Below are 17,817 nucleotides of genomic sequence, written 5' to 3' on the forward strand. Positions count from 1 at the left end.
TGACCTGCTTTTTATTTGCTTTTTTTCCGGTAGTATTATGCGTATAGAATTTTATTTTGCTGTTTTCACTGGTATTAAGAGAATTTTAATTTGATTTTTGCTCCGATTTTAAAGTGCTGAACTACACATAGGGCTCTAAGTTTTTAGAGAATAATGCACTTACGATAATACCATCAATATTTCCGTCTTTTTTTATTCCAGCTCCTATTATTTCAATTTCATCTGCCGAAAAGTAAATATATTGATCAGTAGAGTTATTTACTTCCAGGGTAGCATTATTTATTTCAATATAGGTTTCTATATCTGCTTTTATATATGTATCATGAAGTATATCATCGAAATATCTCCCGTAATTCTCTGTACCGAAATTTGTAATTTGGCCAAATGCGAAAGTAAGATCACCTAATAAATCTTCTTCGGTATAATACTCGTTTACAGACAGAGTATATATTGTTTTGAAGTCAGAGGTATATGTTGATTCATCAGATATAGGTTTATCGGAATTAACAAACTTATATTTTGATGATAAAAGTTCTTGATTAGAAGAACCAATATGAGTAGTAGTGGAATTAGAGCTGTTACCTGCATTGCCAAGAGCAAATGCCTTTATTGTGTTAAAGGACTGTTGCTTTATTTCCTCATAAATAGGTATTATATGGGATGAAGAAATGGCAAAATTCAAGTTTGCCTCTCCCATACCTGAGGTTGTGATACCGATTAATTTTCCAGACTCGTTGAATAAGGCGCCTCCGGAGTTGCCATGAGTAATAGGAATAGAAATTTGGATCAAATTAACTCCTTCCGACTGCCAAAAGTTAGATATAATACCTGTGGATACCGTATTAAAAAGTCCTAAAGGAGAACCAATAGCAACTGCGATACTGCCTTTGTCAGAATCAAGGGCTTGACCTATAGTTACCGGATCAATACCGATTTCCTTTACTAATTTCAATACAGCAATATCAACATTAGGATCAGAGAATATAACTCCAGCCACATCAACATAAGTTCCATCCGAAAGTAAAATTTTAGCGCTACGTCCTCCGTCAATTACGTGGTAATTGGTAACGATGACACCATCTTTTATGAAAAATCCACTTCCTTGAGATTGCCCATTTTCTGATTCAACATATACAGCAACAACTTTGTGGTCATTATTTCTAACAATATCTTTTACAGACATAATGGCATCACCATTAGTTGAATCGGGCAAGTAGCTTTGAATAGTATCTTCAGTGTTTATATTACCTGATTCTGCAATTTTACGGTATGAAGACTCAATGTCTTCGTTTCTTGCATTTAATTCATCTTCAGATATTCCTTCCATGTATAAATACTTTAATCCGTTATTTGGTGTTTCAAGTATTACAACATTATTATATAATAACGCTTCTCCTTCACGGTGAACTATTTCATCATTTTCGGCTTGAGTCTGATAATCCGCATAGCAAACAAAGTTTACTTTAAGAAGATATTCTATACCATGTTCTTTTCTGTTTTCACCTACAATAGACACGTCCTCAAATCTAACTACATCTAAATCCATAATATTAAAAAGAACATCTTCATAGATACAAGTTATATCATATTCCGATCCTCTGTATGCATAGGTATCATAGAATTCAGAGGTAGATTCTAATCTATCTAACTCTAAAATAGCAGTTTTGGCAAATTCAATAATTTCATCTTCAGTATAGTTACTACCATCTATTTTAGCATTTGAATTATAACCGGACGGATTTGGATTAGGAACGTTAATTTGTACACTTCCGCCTATTAATGGTAATAAAAAGTTTTTGGTCAAGATGAACATAATTGATAATAATATAATTCCACCTACAACGCTTGAGCCAACTAAAATTATTGTCTTGCTTTTTTTAGCGGATTTAACTTGAGCTCCAGAAGAAAAATTCTGGTTGGGTCGGTTGTTCATGGTGTTTACGTTGGAGTGTATTTGATTTTGATAAGGAACATTTTGATTTACTTGAGGATCAGGATTAGTTCCTTTATTTATTTCATTATTTGCATCATTAATACGAACTGTTTCTTGACTATAGTTATTTGGAACATCGTTTATGCTGCTTGCATTATTTATTTCTGTATTAGGGGCCGATAATGTATCTTTTACAGTGCCAATGTCATTATTGTTATAGTCGGGCAACTGTTGATATATATTCTTTATAATGTTTTCCAACTTGTTGATATTATCTTCTAGAATACCATTAGTTGCATCTACTTTGTAAGGGCTACTCAAATAGTATTCAATTATTTTTGAGGGGGTTGCGAAGTCAATTTTAAAAGGTATAATAAATTTATCCTGAGATGCTGCTTTTTCGAGTTCATGGATTATTTGTGGAGATGTATTGGAGTTTGAAGAATAGATAAAAACCATGATAGCGGATTTTTCAATAGCATTGACTATAGCTTCTGCATAGCTTTGACCATCCATAATATCATTAGATGAAATCCAACATTTTAGCTCCTTTTGCTTTAATCCCATATAGACTTTTTCGGCAATAGCCCTGTCGTTTGGAGAATGACAAATATAAATCAATTTTACCACCCTTACTTTAATTTATAGTTTTATTAATGTTTCGAAGCAAAATTTAAATATTACAAGTTTGTTAAAATATTATATTATATTATATTGTATGATTGATATAAAGACAATAGTTTATAGAATATTGAATGTGAGGCATTTTTGAAAACAGAGAAATTAAATAATAGCCATATATTGTAAATATACTTATGGTTTACTAATAGTGTTCAACTTGATAAGATATCAAGTAAAGATAATTGGAATGTATTATACAACGAAGCATAGTTAGAAGCATAGTTATTTGATGAAAAAATAAAAGTGGTAAGTCCACAATACTAAAATTGTGAAGGGAGATTATTTGTGAGTAATTTGATATTAGAAGAGAAAATAATAAACTTTGAAAAGCAAATGTGGGAAGCATTCGCAACGGGCAATTCAGAATCATTTGGAGATTTAGTATCCAAGGATGCATTGATGATTTGTGGTGGATTTAGAGAAACTGGTAGTGAATATACTGCTATTGTTTCACAAATAAGACTACAAGGATATGAACTAACTGATATTATAGTTAAGGAAGTTGATTTAAATTCAGTTTTAATAAATTATATTGTGACTGTTAAATCATCCGAGCAAGATCTGAACGGTAAATATAGAGTGTCTTCTCTTTGGGTTAAGAACGACGAGAAATGGAAAGTTGTATTTAATCAAGATTCGAAAATTGGTTTTTAATAAATGGGAGGCACTGATGAGAAAAAGTATTATTATTTTTGCTGCTTTTATATTCCTTTTGAGCTTCAGTAGTTGTGGGGGCTTATCTGGGAAACTGGTGGATAAGAATAACGCCACCTTGTCCAACAACACAGAAAATGTTTTTAACAACGAGAATTGTGCGATGCAAGGCGACCGGATTAGTGACCGATATAGGGGCAGTAGGCTATGTTATGGGGCTGGAGGTCTATGATGAGAACAATAAAATCATTCTATCGAAGGACTTTTCAAAAAAGCATTATGATATGGAAGTCGGCTATCCTGTTTATAATGAAATGATGGACACAATGGGCCTGCATGTTGTAGATGTGAACTTTGATGGATATAAGGATGTCATTATTTTGAATAACTTCTTTGGCGCCCATGGCAATACGTGGTATGATTGCTGGTTGTGGGATGTGAAAACATCTTCCTTTGTCGCTTCGGAGTCGTTTGCTGAGATTTGCAATCCCTCACTTGACCCGGATAATAATTGAATTTACTCCACTGGAGGCTCGGGCGCTGCTTATTGGGGTGGCAGTATATACAAATTTATAAATGGAGAATTTGTGGTTACAAACGATTTAGATGCCGATTCGGATGGATTGGTAGAAAAGAAACTTGTTAATGGGAAAATGGAGATTGTCCGCGAGATGCAATACGGTGGCGATGATCAAATAATTACGAAAGAACAAGAATACTATAATAACCATGAGGTGTGGCAGTTGAACAATCCCCGTTGGTATAGGGTTGGAGGCCATCACGCCGATCAATGGTTGGAATAGTTATAAGGCATCGAATTAAGCGTAAATAAGCAAATGCCCTCCTAGCCATCATGAGCATGGTAAGGAGGGTTTAGTTATATTGACATTATCAACGAATGATGTATAATATGTGAACATTTGGTTCGGCATTACAGTTAAGATGTCAGAACTTAATACACTTTGTTATGTGGAAGCAATAGGCACCATTCCTACTGTTTTTCGGTTCGTTTTGTGATATATCAATCTCTTGCATATCAAAACCATTTCAGTTATTTATATCAACAAGCATTTCTTTTCAACTACAAATGAGAAAAAATTTTCATTTATATGCAAGCATTACAAAGGGAATGCTTGCATAATTCTTAATGCAAATGTTTTATCAAGGTGTAAATTTTAGAAGCTACTCGGTCGATAAGTGTATAAGGAGTAAATGCATTTGTCCTAAAAAGAGATTAATTCTAATGACATCAGACTTAGGAGATGGAGCATCAGCCTAAGAAAATCACGAAAATTAAAACAAAGAAGGAGGATTTTTTTTTATGTTTAATTGGTTTAATAATTTAAAGATCGGAGTTAGAATTATTATAGGTTTTTTCATTATTGTAGCCATATCATGTACTATAGGAGTTGTTGGAATTCAGAATCTTAAAACTGTTCAGGATTCATATGCGCTTGATTATACCAGTAGTACCAAAGCATTGGAACATGTTGAGGCAATCAGTTCTCACTTTCAACAGGCAAGGGTAAACATATTTGGTTTTGCTCTGTCATCCGACTCAGATAAAGACAAGGACTATTATATTGAAAGAATTGCAAAGCATGAAAGTGATGTTGATAAACATATTAGTTCATATCATGATATATTGGATGATTATGATGTAAGTGAAGTTGAAGCGGAATTGAAGCTAATTAATAATGTTCAAGCAACAATAACTGAATTTACGGCCATGAGAAAGCAACTAATGAATGACCTCGAGGCTGGGACGGTTAGCAAAGAAAGTTTTGTTGCATCATTTTCAAACGGCGGACAAGCTCATAATTTGGCAAGTAATGCCGACAGCGCTATTCAAGAATTAATTGACTATAATATTAACTATGCAACAGAGCAGATTGCAGAAAACGGAAAACAAGCAGAAAGTTCAATTGCATTAATGATTGCAGTAATATTTGCAGGTGTAATATTTGCAGTTGTATTAAGTCTTATTATATCCCGTGGTATATCGGGGCCTATTAATAAGGTTGTTGTTGCAGCAGGTAAACTTGCTGAAGGAGATATGGATATATCTTTTGATATTAAGTCTAAAGATGAAACAGGAAAACTCATTGATGCCTTTACAGATTTGGTCGAAAGCACTAAAGAACAAGCGGTAATAGTTCAGAAAATAGCTGATGGCGACCTTACAGTTGATGTACCAATTCGTTCTAAAAAGGACTTACTGGGACAAAAGCTCTCTCAAATGGTACATAATATTAATGAGTTGATAATGAATATCGCTTCAGCAACCGAACAGGTTTCATCCGGGTCCAGGCAGATATCTGATTCCAGTATGGCGCTTTCTCAGGGAGCTACAGAGCAGGCAAGCTCAATAGAAGAGCTATCCGCTTCTATAGAAGAAATATCCTCCAAAACAAAGATAAATGCCGATAATGCGAATAAGGCTAATAATCTGGCTGAAAAAGCAAAAGATTATGCAGTTACCGGAAATACTCATATGCAGGAAATGGTGAAAGCAATGGATGAGATCAATGAATCATCCAGTAATATCAATAAAATAATAAAAGTAATAGATGATATTGCTTTCCAAACCAACATACTGGCACTAAATGCCGCAGTTGAGGCAGCTAGGGCAGGCCAGCACGGTAAAGGTTTTGCTGTTGTCGCCGAAGAGGTTAGAACTCTTGCAGGACGATCTGCCAACGCAGCCAAAGAAACGACAACTTTAATTGAGGATTCAATAAAGAAGGTCGAATCCGGATCTAAAATTGCAAAAGAAACCGCTGGCGCATTGGAAAAGATTGTTGACGGAGTTGAATCCGTATCAAATCTGGTAAGTGATATAAGTAAGGGTTCAAATGAGCAAGCCACTGCTATTGAGCATATTAATCAAGGTATTGTGCAGGTATCCCATGTTGTTCAGGAAAACTCAGCCACATCCGAGGAAAGTGCAGCCGCAAGCGAAGAGCTTTCAAGTCAAGCTGAAATGCTCAAACAGATGGTAGAGAAATTTAAATTGAAGAAAACTTCTGCCAGCGGTAACTCTTATGATAAGCTTAGCCCGGAAGTTACAAAAATGTTTGAGCAAATGTACGAAGGTAAGGAGACAGAACCGGAAGCAATAGCTTTAGGTGATAGTCAGCTTGTAAAGTACTAATCAAATTCATTATGATTTATTACAACGTGGGGATGGACTTGTTCCTCTCTACGTTGTCGTGTTCTAACCTTCATTTTTAGCCAAATCGAGACGAGATTTTCTTGCCCCACAGCTTCTATCCCGGTTACTAGCGTGTTATAAATAGATTCCAGATATCAGGCATAAGATTAACCCTGTGGAAATGATTGATTTACAATACCACATTCGGTTGACTTATGCTTTTGCTTTTCAATACATAACTCTAGCAATAAATTTTATTTGATTACAAGGCATATTGTGGTAAAATAGTTGTATAGTGCGAACTGCAATTGAAAGGCGTATAGCTTGATTCAAAGCAAATGTTCGGATAATTACAAAAAGGAATTTAGGTAGGGAAATAGTAGATGGCTCAGAGAGATAAAGGAGGAAAGCATGAGGAAAATTGCATTGAAGATAATTATATTAATACCAATGATATTTATTTTGCTTGGAACTTTTTATACAACTTATGTATATGCTGATGCTGGACCCAAGCCTTCCATAAGTATCCGGGCAAAAAATATGCCTGACAATTTATGTTACATGGATTTGCTGATAGAAGGAAAACCATCTTCGATGCTTAATGCAAAGTTTAATGACCCTAAATATAATCAAGAATTAATTGCTAAGCTGAAAGAATATTATGACGGTGAAATGAGTTCACTATTAGTAAATAATTTGAGTCGTACCCATGGCGATATAATTTGTAATGTAAAAAATGGAGAATGTAGCCTGCAATATAGTTACATGGTTCCGAATAGGTTTAAAATTATTGTTGTTTCAGAAGATGGAAGTGTTAAAGTTTCCAACTTAATTGAGAGAAAGGCATTCGAGAGCATAATATTTTTTGATTACAAAAACTCAACGGCGCATGAGGTACCGTTAATTATTGCTTATATATTCCCATTTTTATTTACTTGCTTAATAACGCTGATAATTGAAGGAATCATACTAGTCTTATTTAGGTTTAGCATAAAAGAGAATATAAAGGCATTCATTTTAATAAATATTTTGACTCAAGTTTTTTTATATGTAATGATTTCAGTAGGGATGTATGTATTAGGAAGTCTTTTTGCCATACTATTTTATCTCTTCGCAGAAATAATTATTTTCATAATTGAGGCAATATTGTTTTCAAAGCTGCTAAAAAATCATACGGTGTTAAGGCGTGTTATTTATTCCATAACAAGTAATATTGCCAGCTTTTTTGTTGGGCCTTTAGTAGGAGTTTTATTAATTATGTTTTAGAGTATATTGGTCTTGCATACTATCAACGTAAGGTATTTGTGAGGCTCACAATTTATGTGAAAGAGGGCATTTTAAGTGTTGAAATGTTTTTTGAATAAAACCGTAGAGAGGATATTGAGTTTATGCAATGGAGTGAGTTGTTTAATATTGATCACCAGCCGTCATATGAAGACATAAAAGGATTTATCGGCGAAAGAGAGCCGCTTTGGTCCGAACTACTTTCATATATCGAATTAAGATATCAAGTCCAACCCAAAATGTCGTATAGCAAATGTTCTGCGCAACTGGGTTGGAATGTAAAATATCAGAAAAGCAGTAAATCATTGTGTACGCTATATCCAATGGAAGGGTATTTTATTGCGTTAGTCGTAATAGGAGCAAAAGAGCAAGATGAGGTAGAACTGGCTTTGGAAACCCTTACTCCATATATTCAAGACCTATACCGGAAAACACCTTTTAGCTGCGGTGGACGTTGGCTAATGATACAGGTAAAAGATGAGTCTGTACTCAATGACGTTAAGAATTTAATAGCAATAAGGGTAAAGCCTAAAAAGAGTTAGGTTCATAAGTCCAAGACGGAAAATGCTAATTACTGATTGCTTATTATAGGGGGATGTTCAGAGATCTTTCTAAAGATGTATTTAAAATAAGCAATATCAAGGATTTCGTTGATTTTGATTCAATCAAAGCATGGGTTTCATTTGATTTTCAGGGAATTGAATATAGATGGGATATAAGACTTGATGATGATTGGTTTGATGTCGGACTGATTGATAAAATAAATGACCTAGTAATTAAGTCGGGTAGCCAAAAAAGATTTTATACTTTTTCACAAGACCAAAATTTACTAGCAGTTTTTCTTGATAATGTTGTGGTAAAAAAGCTCAATGCCTTAACATCCTGTGATTTTAAGTAGAGTTATGTAATGCCTTTGTTATATGTACTGTTGTTATCTAGTTTTGAGAGGTGTTTATGATATGGGTTTAGATGGTTATGTTCAGTGTAACTGTATTAAAGAAGGCAAAATAAAAACTCCGCCTTTTGACTTGAGCTTGATTGAGTACAAGAATAATGTATTTGATATTTCTCAAGATGTTGACGACGAAACATACTATGCCTATGAAAAATGGAGAAAAAATGCATGTGAACATCCGGGACTATATTATATTTATGAAAGAGTTTCAAATATAAGTGGTTTAAACTTTTTGTGGAGTGCAATAAAAAAAGCAGGAGAAGAACTGTTTCCAACTATTAAGTCTATATGGCAAGAAGAATATTTGAAACCGGAAAAGGCTAAGAAAGCATTACAAGAGGTGGAAATGTTAAAATTAAAAATAAATGAAATGGAAGGTGTTTTTTTAATTGATAACGAAACCAATGAAGAATTCTGGTCTGTATTTATGGATGAAGACAACTGGTTTTATAGTCATGGTGGAGAATTTTACTATAAATTAGGTAATAGAGGATTCTATATAACTGATTCAGAGGATAACGAGCTATTTCTTTCCCGGCATTTTATTCAAGATGTAACTATGGCCCAGAATTTGGACAAAGTTCAATTCAAAGTTACGTTTAAAGATACTATTGAAGGTAAGACATTTGAATGTATACAACCAATTCATAGATATATTAGTTGGGACAGAAAAGAGTTTTATTTTCCGAAAGAGTTGAAAGTAATCAGACGCAATTTGGAATTTAAAGATTTTTATTCGATCGAGGTGCTTATACGATTATTTGAGGCATCATGCCTAACTGGGAATTCTATTGTATGGACATAATTAATATTTGGGCGATAAGAAAGTGCTATGGTGAGGAAAACAAAGTATAATAAAATATTATCAAAGGATCAAAATCACCAGTTCAATAACAATAAAGAATTTGTAAGGGGAGATTATCATGATGAAAAACATAAAAAATATTGTGCTATCAATACTTTTGCTCATCGTTTTGACGTTACTTGGAACGGTTGTGATGAAAATATTGGATTTATTATTTGGACTGGAATATGAAAGCGTATCGAGGGTTGGATTCAAAGTAGGATTTGCTGCATGGATTTTACTAATCGTAGGAAATGTTATCTATAAGCTCAGAAAGCGATAGTAAGATATAAGGAAGATTAATATGAGAAAGAAAATTGTAAATGATGTGGATTTACTGTGGATTGCAAAAAATATAGATTTTGATAATGGGGTGCTAGAAAATGAATTTGGTTTTTCATACAGTATTTAGCGTTTCTACCTCTCCAATAGTTGCTAAAAATATAGTTAAAACTAATAAGCCTTTGAGATATTTGGGATTGGGTTTTGCAAGTAACATAATCATGCATGGAGTTATGGATTTAGTTCCACATGATTATCCTGTTACAACAATGGTTGATATATCTATTTCATTTGTTTTATTTCTGTTGTCAATAATATTTGTAAAAAGAGAACTGCGAAATTCAGTTTTTTTCTGTTTTTTGGGAGGGGTATTGCCTGATCTAATAGATAAGGGGCTTTTCCGAGTACTAAGAATGAATAGCATTAAGCTGTTCCCATGGCATTGGGCTAATGTTATTAACTTCTTCTATAAGTGGTATTTTAATCATGCATGGCTTTTTTCAATATGTAATGCTTTGGCAATTATTGTATCTGTGGGCTTGTTATTGATTAACAGGAGATTTATCTTTGAGTCTATGTTAAAGTACACTAATAGGGAATAAGTGGAAATATACGGTAAAAAAGATAAAGATAAAGGTAAAGGGGAGGGAGCAATCGTGAAGCTAAATGGTTATGAGTTGGTATGTCCAATCTGTAAAGGAAAAAAATTTGACAGAAGAAGTAGCCTACTTAATACGAGAGGGATGACCTTTCTAAATCTCGATTGGTTGGATGCGAATGCAATAAACTACATATGTAATACTTGTGGTTATATTCTTTGGTTTATTGATGATGGAAGAGAATACATAGAGGAATATAATGCCGAGGATAGAAGTGAGATACATGGCATAAATATAGGTTATGAAACTTCAGAAGCAAGAGAGGATGAATGCCCAAATTGCTTTTGTAAACGAGATGTTGATGAGAAAGAATGTCCGAATTGTGGGTATAGCTTCTACAAAGAGTGCTAGAGATAAGTCTTAAAGCCTATAAGATGCTTTTATAAAGATAATTCGAGTAATTATAAATGATTAGTAATAGTAGTTGGTTGGAGGTAAAATCTATTGTCCATACTGTAAAAGTTTAATGAGGCTAGAAAATGAAGAGTTCTATTGTGAATGTAGTAATGAATTGTGGGCTGCTCACCGAACCTTTTTAGCTATATATTTCTATTGACATTCGGAATTTGCAGAATCTTTTTATCAAGATTAATAAATTTAACTTGTTTATGACGCATGCTATGCTAAAATAGTTATATAGTACGAACTGTGAATTGAAATATAAAAACGCACATAGGTATGGGCGTAGCTATTGAGAGGGTTTTTTTATGAAAAAGATTATTACTTTACTTTTATTAATTGCTTTTATTACCAGTTGTTCAATGAATGACTCTGACCAGATGAATGTAAGCGATAAATCAGATATTACTACAGTAGGGGACATTACAGAAGATAACCAAAAAGAGGAGACCGAAGCCAAAGATATTAATAATTCAATGCAGACACCAATTCAGAAATATTCAATAGATGATGTAAAGAGAGCATTTGAAGGCCTGAATAATGGATTTATCTATTATTTTAGTGACTTTAACAACGATACTCAAAGATATATGGTTTCAACAGATGCAACTGGACATGCGACAGCGTATCATTACGAAGTGGATTTGGCGACTGGAGACATATATAATGAAAACAACGAAGTAATTAATAGCCTGAATGATATGCTGAAATCAATTGCAACTTCTCAGTCTTTAGATTCATGGATTGGTGATTATTCATTTTCAGAGTTTGTGCCTCCAGATCAAAACATGTTCTATAGTATTTCAATATTCAAAGAAAATGATAGGTATTTTGCAGAAATAAATATTGATGGGTTTCAGACAATGGAAAGATTAAAAGCAGAAGTTGAGGGTGGTGAGAACTCAGTAAAATTCATCTTCAGTGAGTACTTACCGGACAATATGCTTGAACCATATAAAGTAGGAGATATTCTATTGAGGTTTGAAAGGGAAAATTTAGGCATAAACACTTTTTGGGGTAAAATTAGCCCGATTGATGAAAAAAACAGTCAATCAGGAAAGGTTTATTTTAAAACATTGAATTCCCTAATTCCAAAGGGATGGCATTTGGTAGAGGCTTATGGCGAGTCGAAAATTGAAGGGGATTTAAATGCAGATGGTATTGCTGATTTAGCACTTGTAATTGAGGAGAATAATACTGATGAGTCAGCTCCACAACGCTTGTTATTAATTGCAATAGGAAAAGAAGATAACTCGTATAGTTTAGCAGTAACTGCTGATAAAGCTATATTAAGAGCTGATGAGGGAGGTATTATGGGAGACCCCTTTGTGGGACTGTCTATAGATAGAGGCTCGTTGTTAATTAGTCATCAAGGTGGAAGTGCTTGGAGGTGGAGTAATACTTACAGATTTAGATACCAAAATGATGGCTGGTACCTAATTGGGGCAACTGAAGACTGGTTTCACACTCAGTCAAGTGCAGGCAGAGAATACGAAGATATTAATTTGATAACGGGAGATTATATCAAGATAGAAACAGATGAAAATGGAAAAGAGATAAAAACACAAGGAAATAGGGAGAAGAAAGAACTGGTTAATTTGCTGGATTTTAATATAAGCGGTCAAAGACAGTTTTGACAATTATATAAAATATGCCACATATACTTTATTGAGTATGAAATAAAATAGAATAAAAAAAATCTCCTTCTCGGAGATTTTTTTTATTTCACCAAGAAGGAGACTTTTAATTTTACTTCAAGATTTTTTGCATTAAGGAAGCAATCATGGCTGATGCTTCAGCTCTTGTTGCATTGGCCTTAGGATCGAAGATATTGTTACCCTTACCGGATATAATTCCTGCTTTTTGCATATTTGAAACTGCTTCTTTCGCATAGTCGGCAATTTCGCTGTCGTCCGCAAACTGTACAGATTCATATATGCTCTCTAAAGTATAGCCTGCAACTTTCTTAATATACTGATCCAGCATAACTGCCATATCCTGGCGGGTTATATTGGCATTAGGATTGAAGCTACCATTGAATCCATATGCAATGCCGCTTTCGTGTGCCCATTGTACCGCACCGAAGAACCAGTCATCGGTCTTAACATCATCAAAGGCTGATGTTGTATACTTGCTAAGATCTGCACCGGCCAAATTAGCAAGTATTTGAACAAACTCTGCTCTGGTTATGTTTGCATTTGGATCGAAAATACCATTTCCTTTTCCGCTTATTATGCCTCTTGCAGCAAGGAAAGTAATTGGTCCATTATACCAGCCGGATATATCTGAGAAATCGATTTTGTTATAACCTATTGCAAAGTCTGAGATATAGCTGGTTTTAAAGGTGATACGTTTTGTTTCCTCATTGTATACACATTCCTTAACTATTTCAAGGTTGCCTTCAGCATTGATAATGTAGATTACTATAGCATTTGAATCTTCATCTTCGTTAGGAGTGTATGGTACAACTATAGTCAAATCTCCTTCGAATTCAGATATTGTCTTATCGCCGCTTGTCACACTCACGCTAAGAACAGGTCTGTCGCCAATTGCGTTCTTCGCCTCGTCGGAGAGGGTCGATGCGTCAACGGCAGAAATTTCAACCTTAATATCCTGTTCTGAATTTGAGGAAAGGTTAGATATTGCATTTTGATCCAATTTGATGGTTGCCAATAATGTTGATATTACCAATCCCTCGAGTTCTTTCTCAACAGCATAATCGATACCCTCTTTTGGGATTGTCAATTCAACTGATTTCACATCTTTTGATGTTTCTACATTGATTTCAACCGTTAAGGATATACCTTTGTCTTGGCTTGCGGCTTCTTCAAAAGCCTTGTTTATTGCATCAGTTAATTGCTCAAAATCAATTGAAGCTATGACTTTGCTATTGCTATCGTTATAAACCGCAGCATATACAACGGCTACTACCGAATCCCTCTTAGCTTCCCCTGGTAAACCGGGTATTGGGGTAGAAGTAGGCATAGTAGTAGGTGTAGGTTCAGGAGATGGCTCTACTGGTGTAGTTTTGGAAGAAGATGAGCCAGAACCGCCGCTACTGCTACCACCGGATGATTTCTTTACAAATTCTGCTGTGATAGTTATGTCTGCTTCCGGCATGATAAAGCTTGTTCCGCTTATTTTTGTTTTAGATACTCCATCGGTATAGGCAAGGGTATCGTCTTTTAAGATATAGCCTAAATCAGGAGTTATTGTAAGTTCTATAGTTGTGCCTGCTTCTGCATATACCGAGCTAGCCACAATACTGCCGTGCGAAAGCTCATCCACACTAACCCTATAGAGCTTTGGTTCGGGTTCGGACTTTTCGGGCTCAAACTTAATATTGTCCATATACATTCTTCCGGCATAGTCACTATATACATCTGCTACAACAATTGTGATATCGCGTAAGAGAGTATCGGGATTAAACACCTTATCATCCATTAAATCGTCTAAATCGAAGCTGACTTTAAAATGATAGAGTCCATCCTCAGTTTTTTCCATATCGGACAATGAGTCCAAAGGAATATCAAAAGTTTTGGATGCCTGCGCCCAATAACCAAGGCTTGGCGGAGCAAAAGCAAGGTGAATTGAGAGAGTTCCATCGTTGGCACGTATAGGCTCTAAATAAAAATCAAAGGTGAGATATTTGTTATCTTGGCGTGTTGTATTAATATTGGACAACATAATACGAGGAGCGGAAGCCCATCCGTCAATAGGCTTAACTTCCGGATAAGCAACTTCCCAAGAAATAGCCTTAGAACCGTTTGCCTCTCTGATAGTTAATTCGCTTTTAACTCCTGATGATCCGTCCCAGATCCATCCCTGACGGGTACTGTCTTCGAAATCTGAAGGAAGGGTTGGTGTTCCCAACGGATCATGCACAATAGGTTGTTCAACAACTGCACGGTTTCCGGAAACAGCGATGTTATCCAGATATATCACGTCTGCATCTTTTGTGCCTACGAACAGAATAATATTTGTCATTATACTGTCGGAGGAATCTTGTGCAATTGCTTCAAAGTTTGGAGAATCCTCTGTTGTAATAGTTAACACTGCTTTATATGTACCATTTTCTTGCTCAACAAAATCTGATGCTGTTACTTTGACAGCTCTCAACGGATTTGCCCAGCCATGAGTAGAGCTTTGCGGAATAGCTGCAATGGACACAGTTGTAGGTTTCTCAACAATAACATCCATTGTCAGTTTTTCTGCTCCGAAAATGTCGGGGCGGGCACTTGTGCCATCTGCTGAGATACGTAAGTTTGCCCAGTAATTACCCTCAGATATATCGTTGCTGGCATTTAAGCCTGCTATCTGGAGGCCATAGACTGAGCTTGTTACTGTTATACCTTCTTTTACAGGGCTGTCGCCATTTATACCGAAGCCTTGAACCGTTCCGTCATCAAAGTCCCATATTACTGTTGTAAACTCTTCTTTTATTGTACGGTCAATCGGCCTATAAGCAATACCCTTGATTCTTGCACGGGCATATTCGCCGGAAACACTTAGCTCCTTAAGATCCCATACTTGGTCTTCGCCGGGATTCATATCAGTTGCCTCTGTCTTATTTAGCTCAAAAGGTGTAAAGGCTCCTGAAGTTTCGTTTTTATTGGTCAATGACCAGTTACACCAGCTTATGTTGTTTTTATTTAGGAAATCAAGCCATATATCGGCCTCAGCAAGATAAGGTCCGTTGTTGCCTGTAGCCTCACTGGTACCCCACTCAGAGGCAAAAATTGCAAGGCCTTTTTCTATTGCGTAGATGGCATTGCTCATAACATTATATCTTTGTGTGCTGTCTGTAGCAGGCATATGAGTACCGGTATAGAAATGAATCGAATATACTGTATTCTCATCATCTATAGGGTTGTCTGCCGCCAAATCCGGACGTTGGCTCCAGTTAGGACTTCCAACGATAATAATGTTTTCATTTCCCTTGTCACGGAGCATTTTAATGATTGGCTCTGCATAAGATTTTACAGCCTCCCAGCCAGAAGCATCGTTAGGAACTCCCGGTTCGGTATTGTTGGGTTCATTTGCCAATTCATAAATGATGTGTTTATTGTTTGGATAAAGGCTCGAAATCTCGTCAAAGAAATCCATAGCTCCGCTGTATATTTCTGCGTTTGGATCTCCTGGAGTAAGTACATGCCAGTCAACGATTACATACATATCGTTTGCAATAGCTAAATCGATTCCATCAATTACCCTTTGCTTTATAACTTCCGGGTCTTTTGCGTATCCGTTTTCAGCGACATACATTGCAAGACGGATTACATTGGAGTCCCAATCATTGGACAATGCGGCAAAGGCGTTGTTATTGATGATTTCCGGGAACCATTGCAGACCGTGGGTACTCATACCGCGCAATTGAATCGGGTTTCCATCTTCACTGCACAGAGTCTTTTTGCCGTCTACCTCGATCACCTGCAAGGCACCGCCGATAGAGGGCTTGATAGCAGTTGGAACAATTAGATTGGAATAAACCGATTCCGATACACTAGGTGAATAAACCGATTCGGATTCACTTGCCAATTTAAGAGAATCCTTCGCCTGAGGCAAATCAACAGGTTCAGTGGCACCAACCATTGTTGGAAGAAAAGATACGATCAGTGCAAGAACCATAATTAATGCCAAGGCTTGTCTTGTCATTTTCTTCATTACTTCAACCTCCCCAAAAAACTTTCTTTAATAATTTTTTTAGTTTTAACTTCAACAGCTATTATAGCATTGACTATCCGAATAAACAATAATTTTAGTGATAGAACAGACCAATGTAAGCAGATGATGGAACATATAGGAATATCAGGAGGTGAACGGAATAATCGGTAACCGATAATGAAACCTTTGCATATTTATATTATGTAGATAAGGCTCAATGAACTATGAAGTAAAGGGGATAGACTAATGGGAGGTATAATATTAGTCACCGGCGCAGCGGGGTTTATCGGTTTCCACTTGGTAAAGCGTCTTCTAAAAGAAAACTATAATGTAATAGGAATAGACAATCTAAACGAATATTATGATATTCAATTAAAAAAGGACCGTCTTAATTTATTAAATCAAGAGAAAAACTTTGTATTCCATAAAGTTGATATTAAAGACAAAAGGGCAGTGGACCATATCTTTGAAACCTATAAGCCAACCTATGTTGTCAATCTCGCAGCCCAAGCGGGAGTGCGTTATTCTATTGAGAATCCCTATGCCTATGTGGATTCAAATTTAGTAGGATTCATGAATATTTTAGAGGCTTGCCGCAATTATCCTGTGAAGCATCTTATCTATGCTTCGTCAAGCTCGGTATATGGCGGAAATAAGGTTTCGCCGTTTTCTACTGGCCATAATGTAGATCATCCTGTATCTCTTTATGCAGCCACAAAAAAATCCAATGAGTTGTTGGCTCATACCTATAGTCATCTTTACGGCATACCTACAACAGGGTTAAGGTTTTTTACCGTTTATGGCCCTTGGGGAAGACCTGATATGGCATATTTCTCATTCACAAAAGATATTTTAAGCGGTAAGCCAATAAAAGTATTCAATCATGGAAAGCTGGAAAGAGATTTTACTTATATTGACGATATTATAGATGGAATTATTAAATTGCTTGATAAAATTCCAATGGCCAACAAAGACTGGGATGAAAGCAAGGACGATATAAGTACCAGTTTTGCACCGTACAAAATTTATAATATTGGCAACAACAATCCTGTTCCTTTAATGAATTTCATCAATGTTTTAGAGTCAATTCTAGGTAAAGTCGCAAAAAAAGTGTACTTGGACATGCAACCTGGCGATGTGCCAAGAACCTATGCTGATATTAATGATCTTGAAAGGGATATCGATTTCAAACCATCCACAAGCATAGAAGATGGACTTCAAAAATTTATAGCTTGGTATAAGGAATATTATAAAGCTTAAGTTTAATAAGTTGAAAATGAAAAGAAAAGAATTTTGGTTCAATATAAT

The 17,817-nt window shown here is 35.5% G+C and carries 15 protein-coding genes; 13 read left to right on the plus strand and 2 right to left on the minus strand.

Going from position 1 to position 17,817, the window contains the following annotated elements; translation table 11 throughout:
- Positions 1 to 121: 121 nt before the first annotated feature.
- Positions 122 to 2,563, minus strand: coding sequence for a trypsin-like peptidase domain-containing protein (locus EFD62_RS14870; protein ID WP_235832671.1), 2,442 nt, complete (start codon positions 2,561 to 2,563; stop codon positions 122 to 124).
- A gap of 336 nt (positions 2,564 to 2,899) precedes the next feature.
- Here EFD62_RS14870 and EFD62_RS14875 point away from each other — a divergent pair, with 336 nt between their 5' ends.
- The 12 genes from EFD62_RS14875 (at position 2,900) to EFD62_RS14925 (ending at position 12,482) form a co-directional block, all read left to right on the plus strand.
- On the plus strand, positions 2,900 to 3,268 hold the full coding sequence (locus EFD62_RS14875) for a nuclear transport factor 2 family protein (RefSeq protein ID WP_128706389.1): 369 nt from the start codon (positions 2,900 to 2,902) through the stop codon (positions 3,266 to 3,268).
- A gap of 74 nt (positions 3,269 to 3,342) precedes the next feature.
- Positions 3,343 to 3,783, plus strand: coding sequence for an XAC2610-related protein (locus EFD62_RS18105; protein ID WP_235832672.1), 441 nt, complete (start codon positions 3,343 to 3,345; stop codon positions 3,781 to 3,783).
- 72 nt (positions 3,784 to 3,855) lie between these two features.
- Positions 3,856 to 4,071, plus strand: coding sequence for a hypothetical protein (locus EFD62_RS18110; protein ID WP_235832673.1), 216 nt, complete (start codon positions 3,856 to 3,858; stop codon positions 4,069 to 4,071).
- A gap of 518 nt (positions 4,072 to 4,589) precedes the next feature.
- Positions 4,590 to 6,422: a methyl-accepting chemotaxis protein gene (locus EFD62_RS14885; protein ID WP_128706390.1), complete on the plus strand. Its 1,833-nt coding sequence runs from the start codon at positions 4,590 to 4,592 to the stop codon at positions 6,420 to 6,422.
- A gap of 411 nt (positions 6,423 to 6,833) precedes the next feature.
- The gene (locus tag EFD62_RS14890; protein ID WP_128706391.1) at positions 6,834 to 7,688 is read left to right on the plus strand and encodes a hypothetical protein; all 855 of its coding nucleotides are present in this window, start codon (positions 6,834 to 6,836) and stop codon (positions 7,686 to 7,688) included.
- Positions 7,689 to 7,810: 122 nt separating this feature from the next.
- Positions 7,811 to 8,248 carry a DUF3788 domain-containing protein gene (locus tag EFD62_RS14895; RefSeq protein ID WP_128706392.1) on the plus strand — a complete coding sequence of 146 codons (438 nt, stop codon included), beginning with the start codon at positions 7,811 to 7,813 and terminating at the stop codon, positions 8,246 to 8,248.
- A 53-nt stretch (positions 8,249 to 8,301) separates the two neighbouring features.
- Positions 8,302 to 8,604, plus strand: a complete 303-nt coding sequence (locus EFD62_RS14900) for a hypothetical protein (RefSeq protein ID WP_128706393.1) — start codon at positions 8,302 to 8,304, stop codon at positions 8,602 to 8,604.
- Between the two features lie 61 nt (positions 8,605 to 8,665).
- Positions 8,666 to 9,466: a hypothetical protein gene (locus tag EFD62_RS14905; RefSeq protein ID WP_069194249.1), complete on the plus strand. Its 801-nt coding sequence runs from the start codon at positions 8,666 to 8,668 to the stop codon at positions 9,464 to 9,466.
- A gap of 118 nt (positions 9,467 to 9,584) precedes the next feature.
- Positions 9,585 to 9,788: a hypothetical protein gene (locus EFD62_RS14910; RefSeq protein WP_069194248.1), complete on the plus strand. Its 204-nt coding sequence runs from the start codon at positions 9,585 to 9,587 to the stop codon at positions 9,786 to 9,788.
- Positions 9,789 to 9,888: 100 nt separating this feature from the next.
- Entirely contained in the window at positions 9,889 to 10,389 is a 501-nt protein-coding gene (locus EFD62_RS14915; RefSeq protein WP_069194247.1) for a hypothetical protein, read from the plus strand.
- Positions 10,390 to 10,443: 54 nt separating this feature from the next.
- A complete protein-coding gene (locus tag EFD62_RS14920) occupies positions 10,444 to 10,797 on the plus strand; it encodes a hypothetical protein (RefSeq protein WP_069196292.1) in 354 nt (117 codons plus the stop codon).
- Between the two features lie 356 nt (positions 10,798 to 11,153).
- On the plus strand, positions 11,154 to 12,482 hold the full coding sequence (locus EFD62_RS14925) for a DUF5991 domain-containing protein (protein WP_069194246.1): 1,329 nt from the start codon (positions 11,154 to 11,156) through the stop codon (positions 12,480 to 12,482).
- A gap of 112 nt (positions 12,483 to 12,594) precedes the next feature.
- Here the strand turns inward: EFD62_RS14925 and EFD62_RS14930 are convergent, their stop codons facing one another.
- Positions 12,595 to 16,509 carry a carbohydrate-binding domain-containing protein gene (locus tag EFD62_RS14930; RefSeq protein WP_128706394.1) on the minus strand — a complete coding sequence of 1,305 codons (3,915 nt, stop codon included), beginning with the start codon at positions 16,507 to 16,509 and terminating at the stop codon, positions 12,595 to 12,597.
- A gap of 246 nt (positions 16,510 to 16,755) precedes the next feature.
- Between EFD62_RS14930 and EFD62_RS14935 the strand changes: the two genes are divergently transcribed.
- Positions 16,756 to 17,769 (plus strand): NAD-dependent epimerase, encoded by a 1,014-nt coding sequence (locus EFD62_RS14935; RefSeq protein ID WP_069194245.1) that lies wholly within the window; start codon positions 16,756 to 16,758, stop codon positions 17,767 to 17,769.
- Positions 17,770 to 17,817: the final 48 nt, after the last annotated feature.

Source organism: Acetivibrio mesophilus (genome assembly GCF_004102745.1).
GTDB classification, from domain to species: Bacteria; Bacillota; Clostridia; order Acetivibrionales; family Acetivibrionaceae; genus Hungateiclostridium; species Hungateiclostridium mesophilum.

What these genes read in the sequence shown, in the direction of transcription:
- EFD62_RS14885 (WP_128706390.1), top strand. Translation starts at nt 4,590, where the DNA reads ATGTTTAATTGGTTTAATAATTTAAAGATCGGAGTTAGAATTATTATA.
- EFD62_RS14890 (WP_128706391.1), top strand. Translation starts at nt 6,834, where the DNA reads ATGAGGAAAATTGCATTGAAGATAATTATATTAATACCAATGATATTT.
- EFD62_RS14895 (WP_128706392.1), top strand. Translation starts at nt 7,811, where the DNA reads ATGCAATGGAGTGAGTTGTTTAATATTGATCACCAGCCGTCATATGAA.
- EFD62_RS14900 (WP_128706393.1), top strand. Translation starts at nt 8,302, where the DNA reads ATGTTCAGAGATCTTTCTAAAGATGTATTTAAAATAAGCAATATCAAG.
- EFD62_RS14905 (WP_069194249.1), top strand. Translation starts at nt 8,666, where the DNA reads ATGGGTTTAGATGGTTATGTTCAGTGTAACTGTATTAAAGAAGGCAAA.
- EFD62_RS14910 (WP_069194248.1), top strand. Translation starts at nt 9,585, where the DNA reads ATGATGAAAAACATAAAAAATATTGTGCTATCAATACTTTTGCTCATC.
- EFD62_RS14915 (WP_069194247.1), top strand. Translation starts at nt 9,889, where the DNA reads ATGAATTTGGTTTTTCATACAGTATTTAGCGTTTCTACCTCTCCAATA.
- EFD62_RS14925 (WP_069194246.1), top strand. Translation starts at nt 11,154, where the DNA reads ATGAAAAAGATTATTACTTTACTTTTATTAATTGCTTTTATTACCAGT.
- EFD62_RS14930 (WP_128706394.1), bottom strand. Translation starts at nt 16,509, where the DNA reads ATGAAGAAAATGACAAGACAAGCCTTGGCATTAATTATGGTTCTTGCA.
- EFD62_RS14935 (WP_069194245.1), top strand. Translation starts at nt 16,756, where the DNA reads ATGGGAGGTATAATATTAGTCACCGGCGCAGCGGGGTTTATCGGTTTC.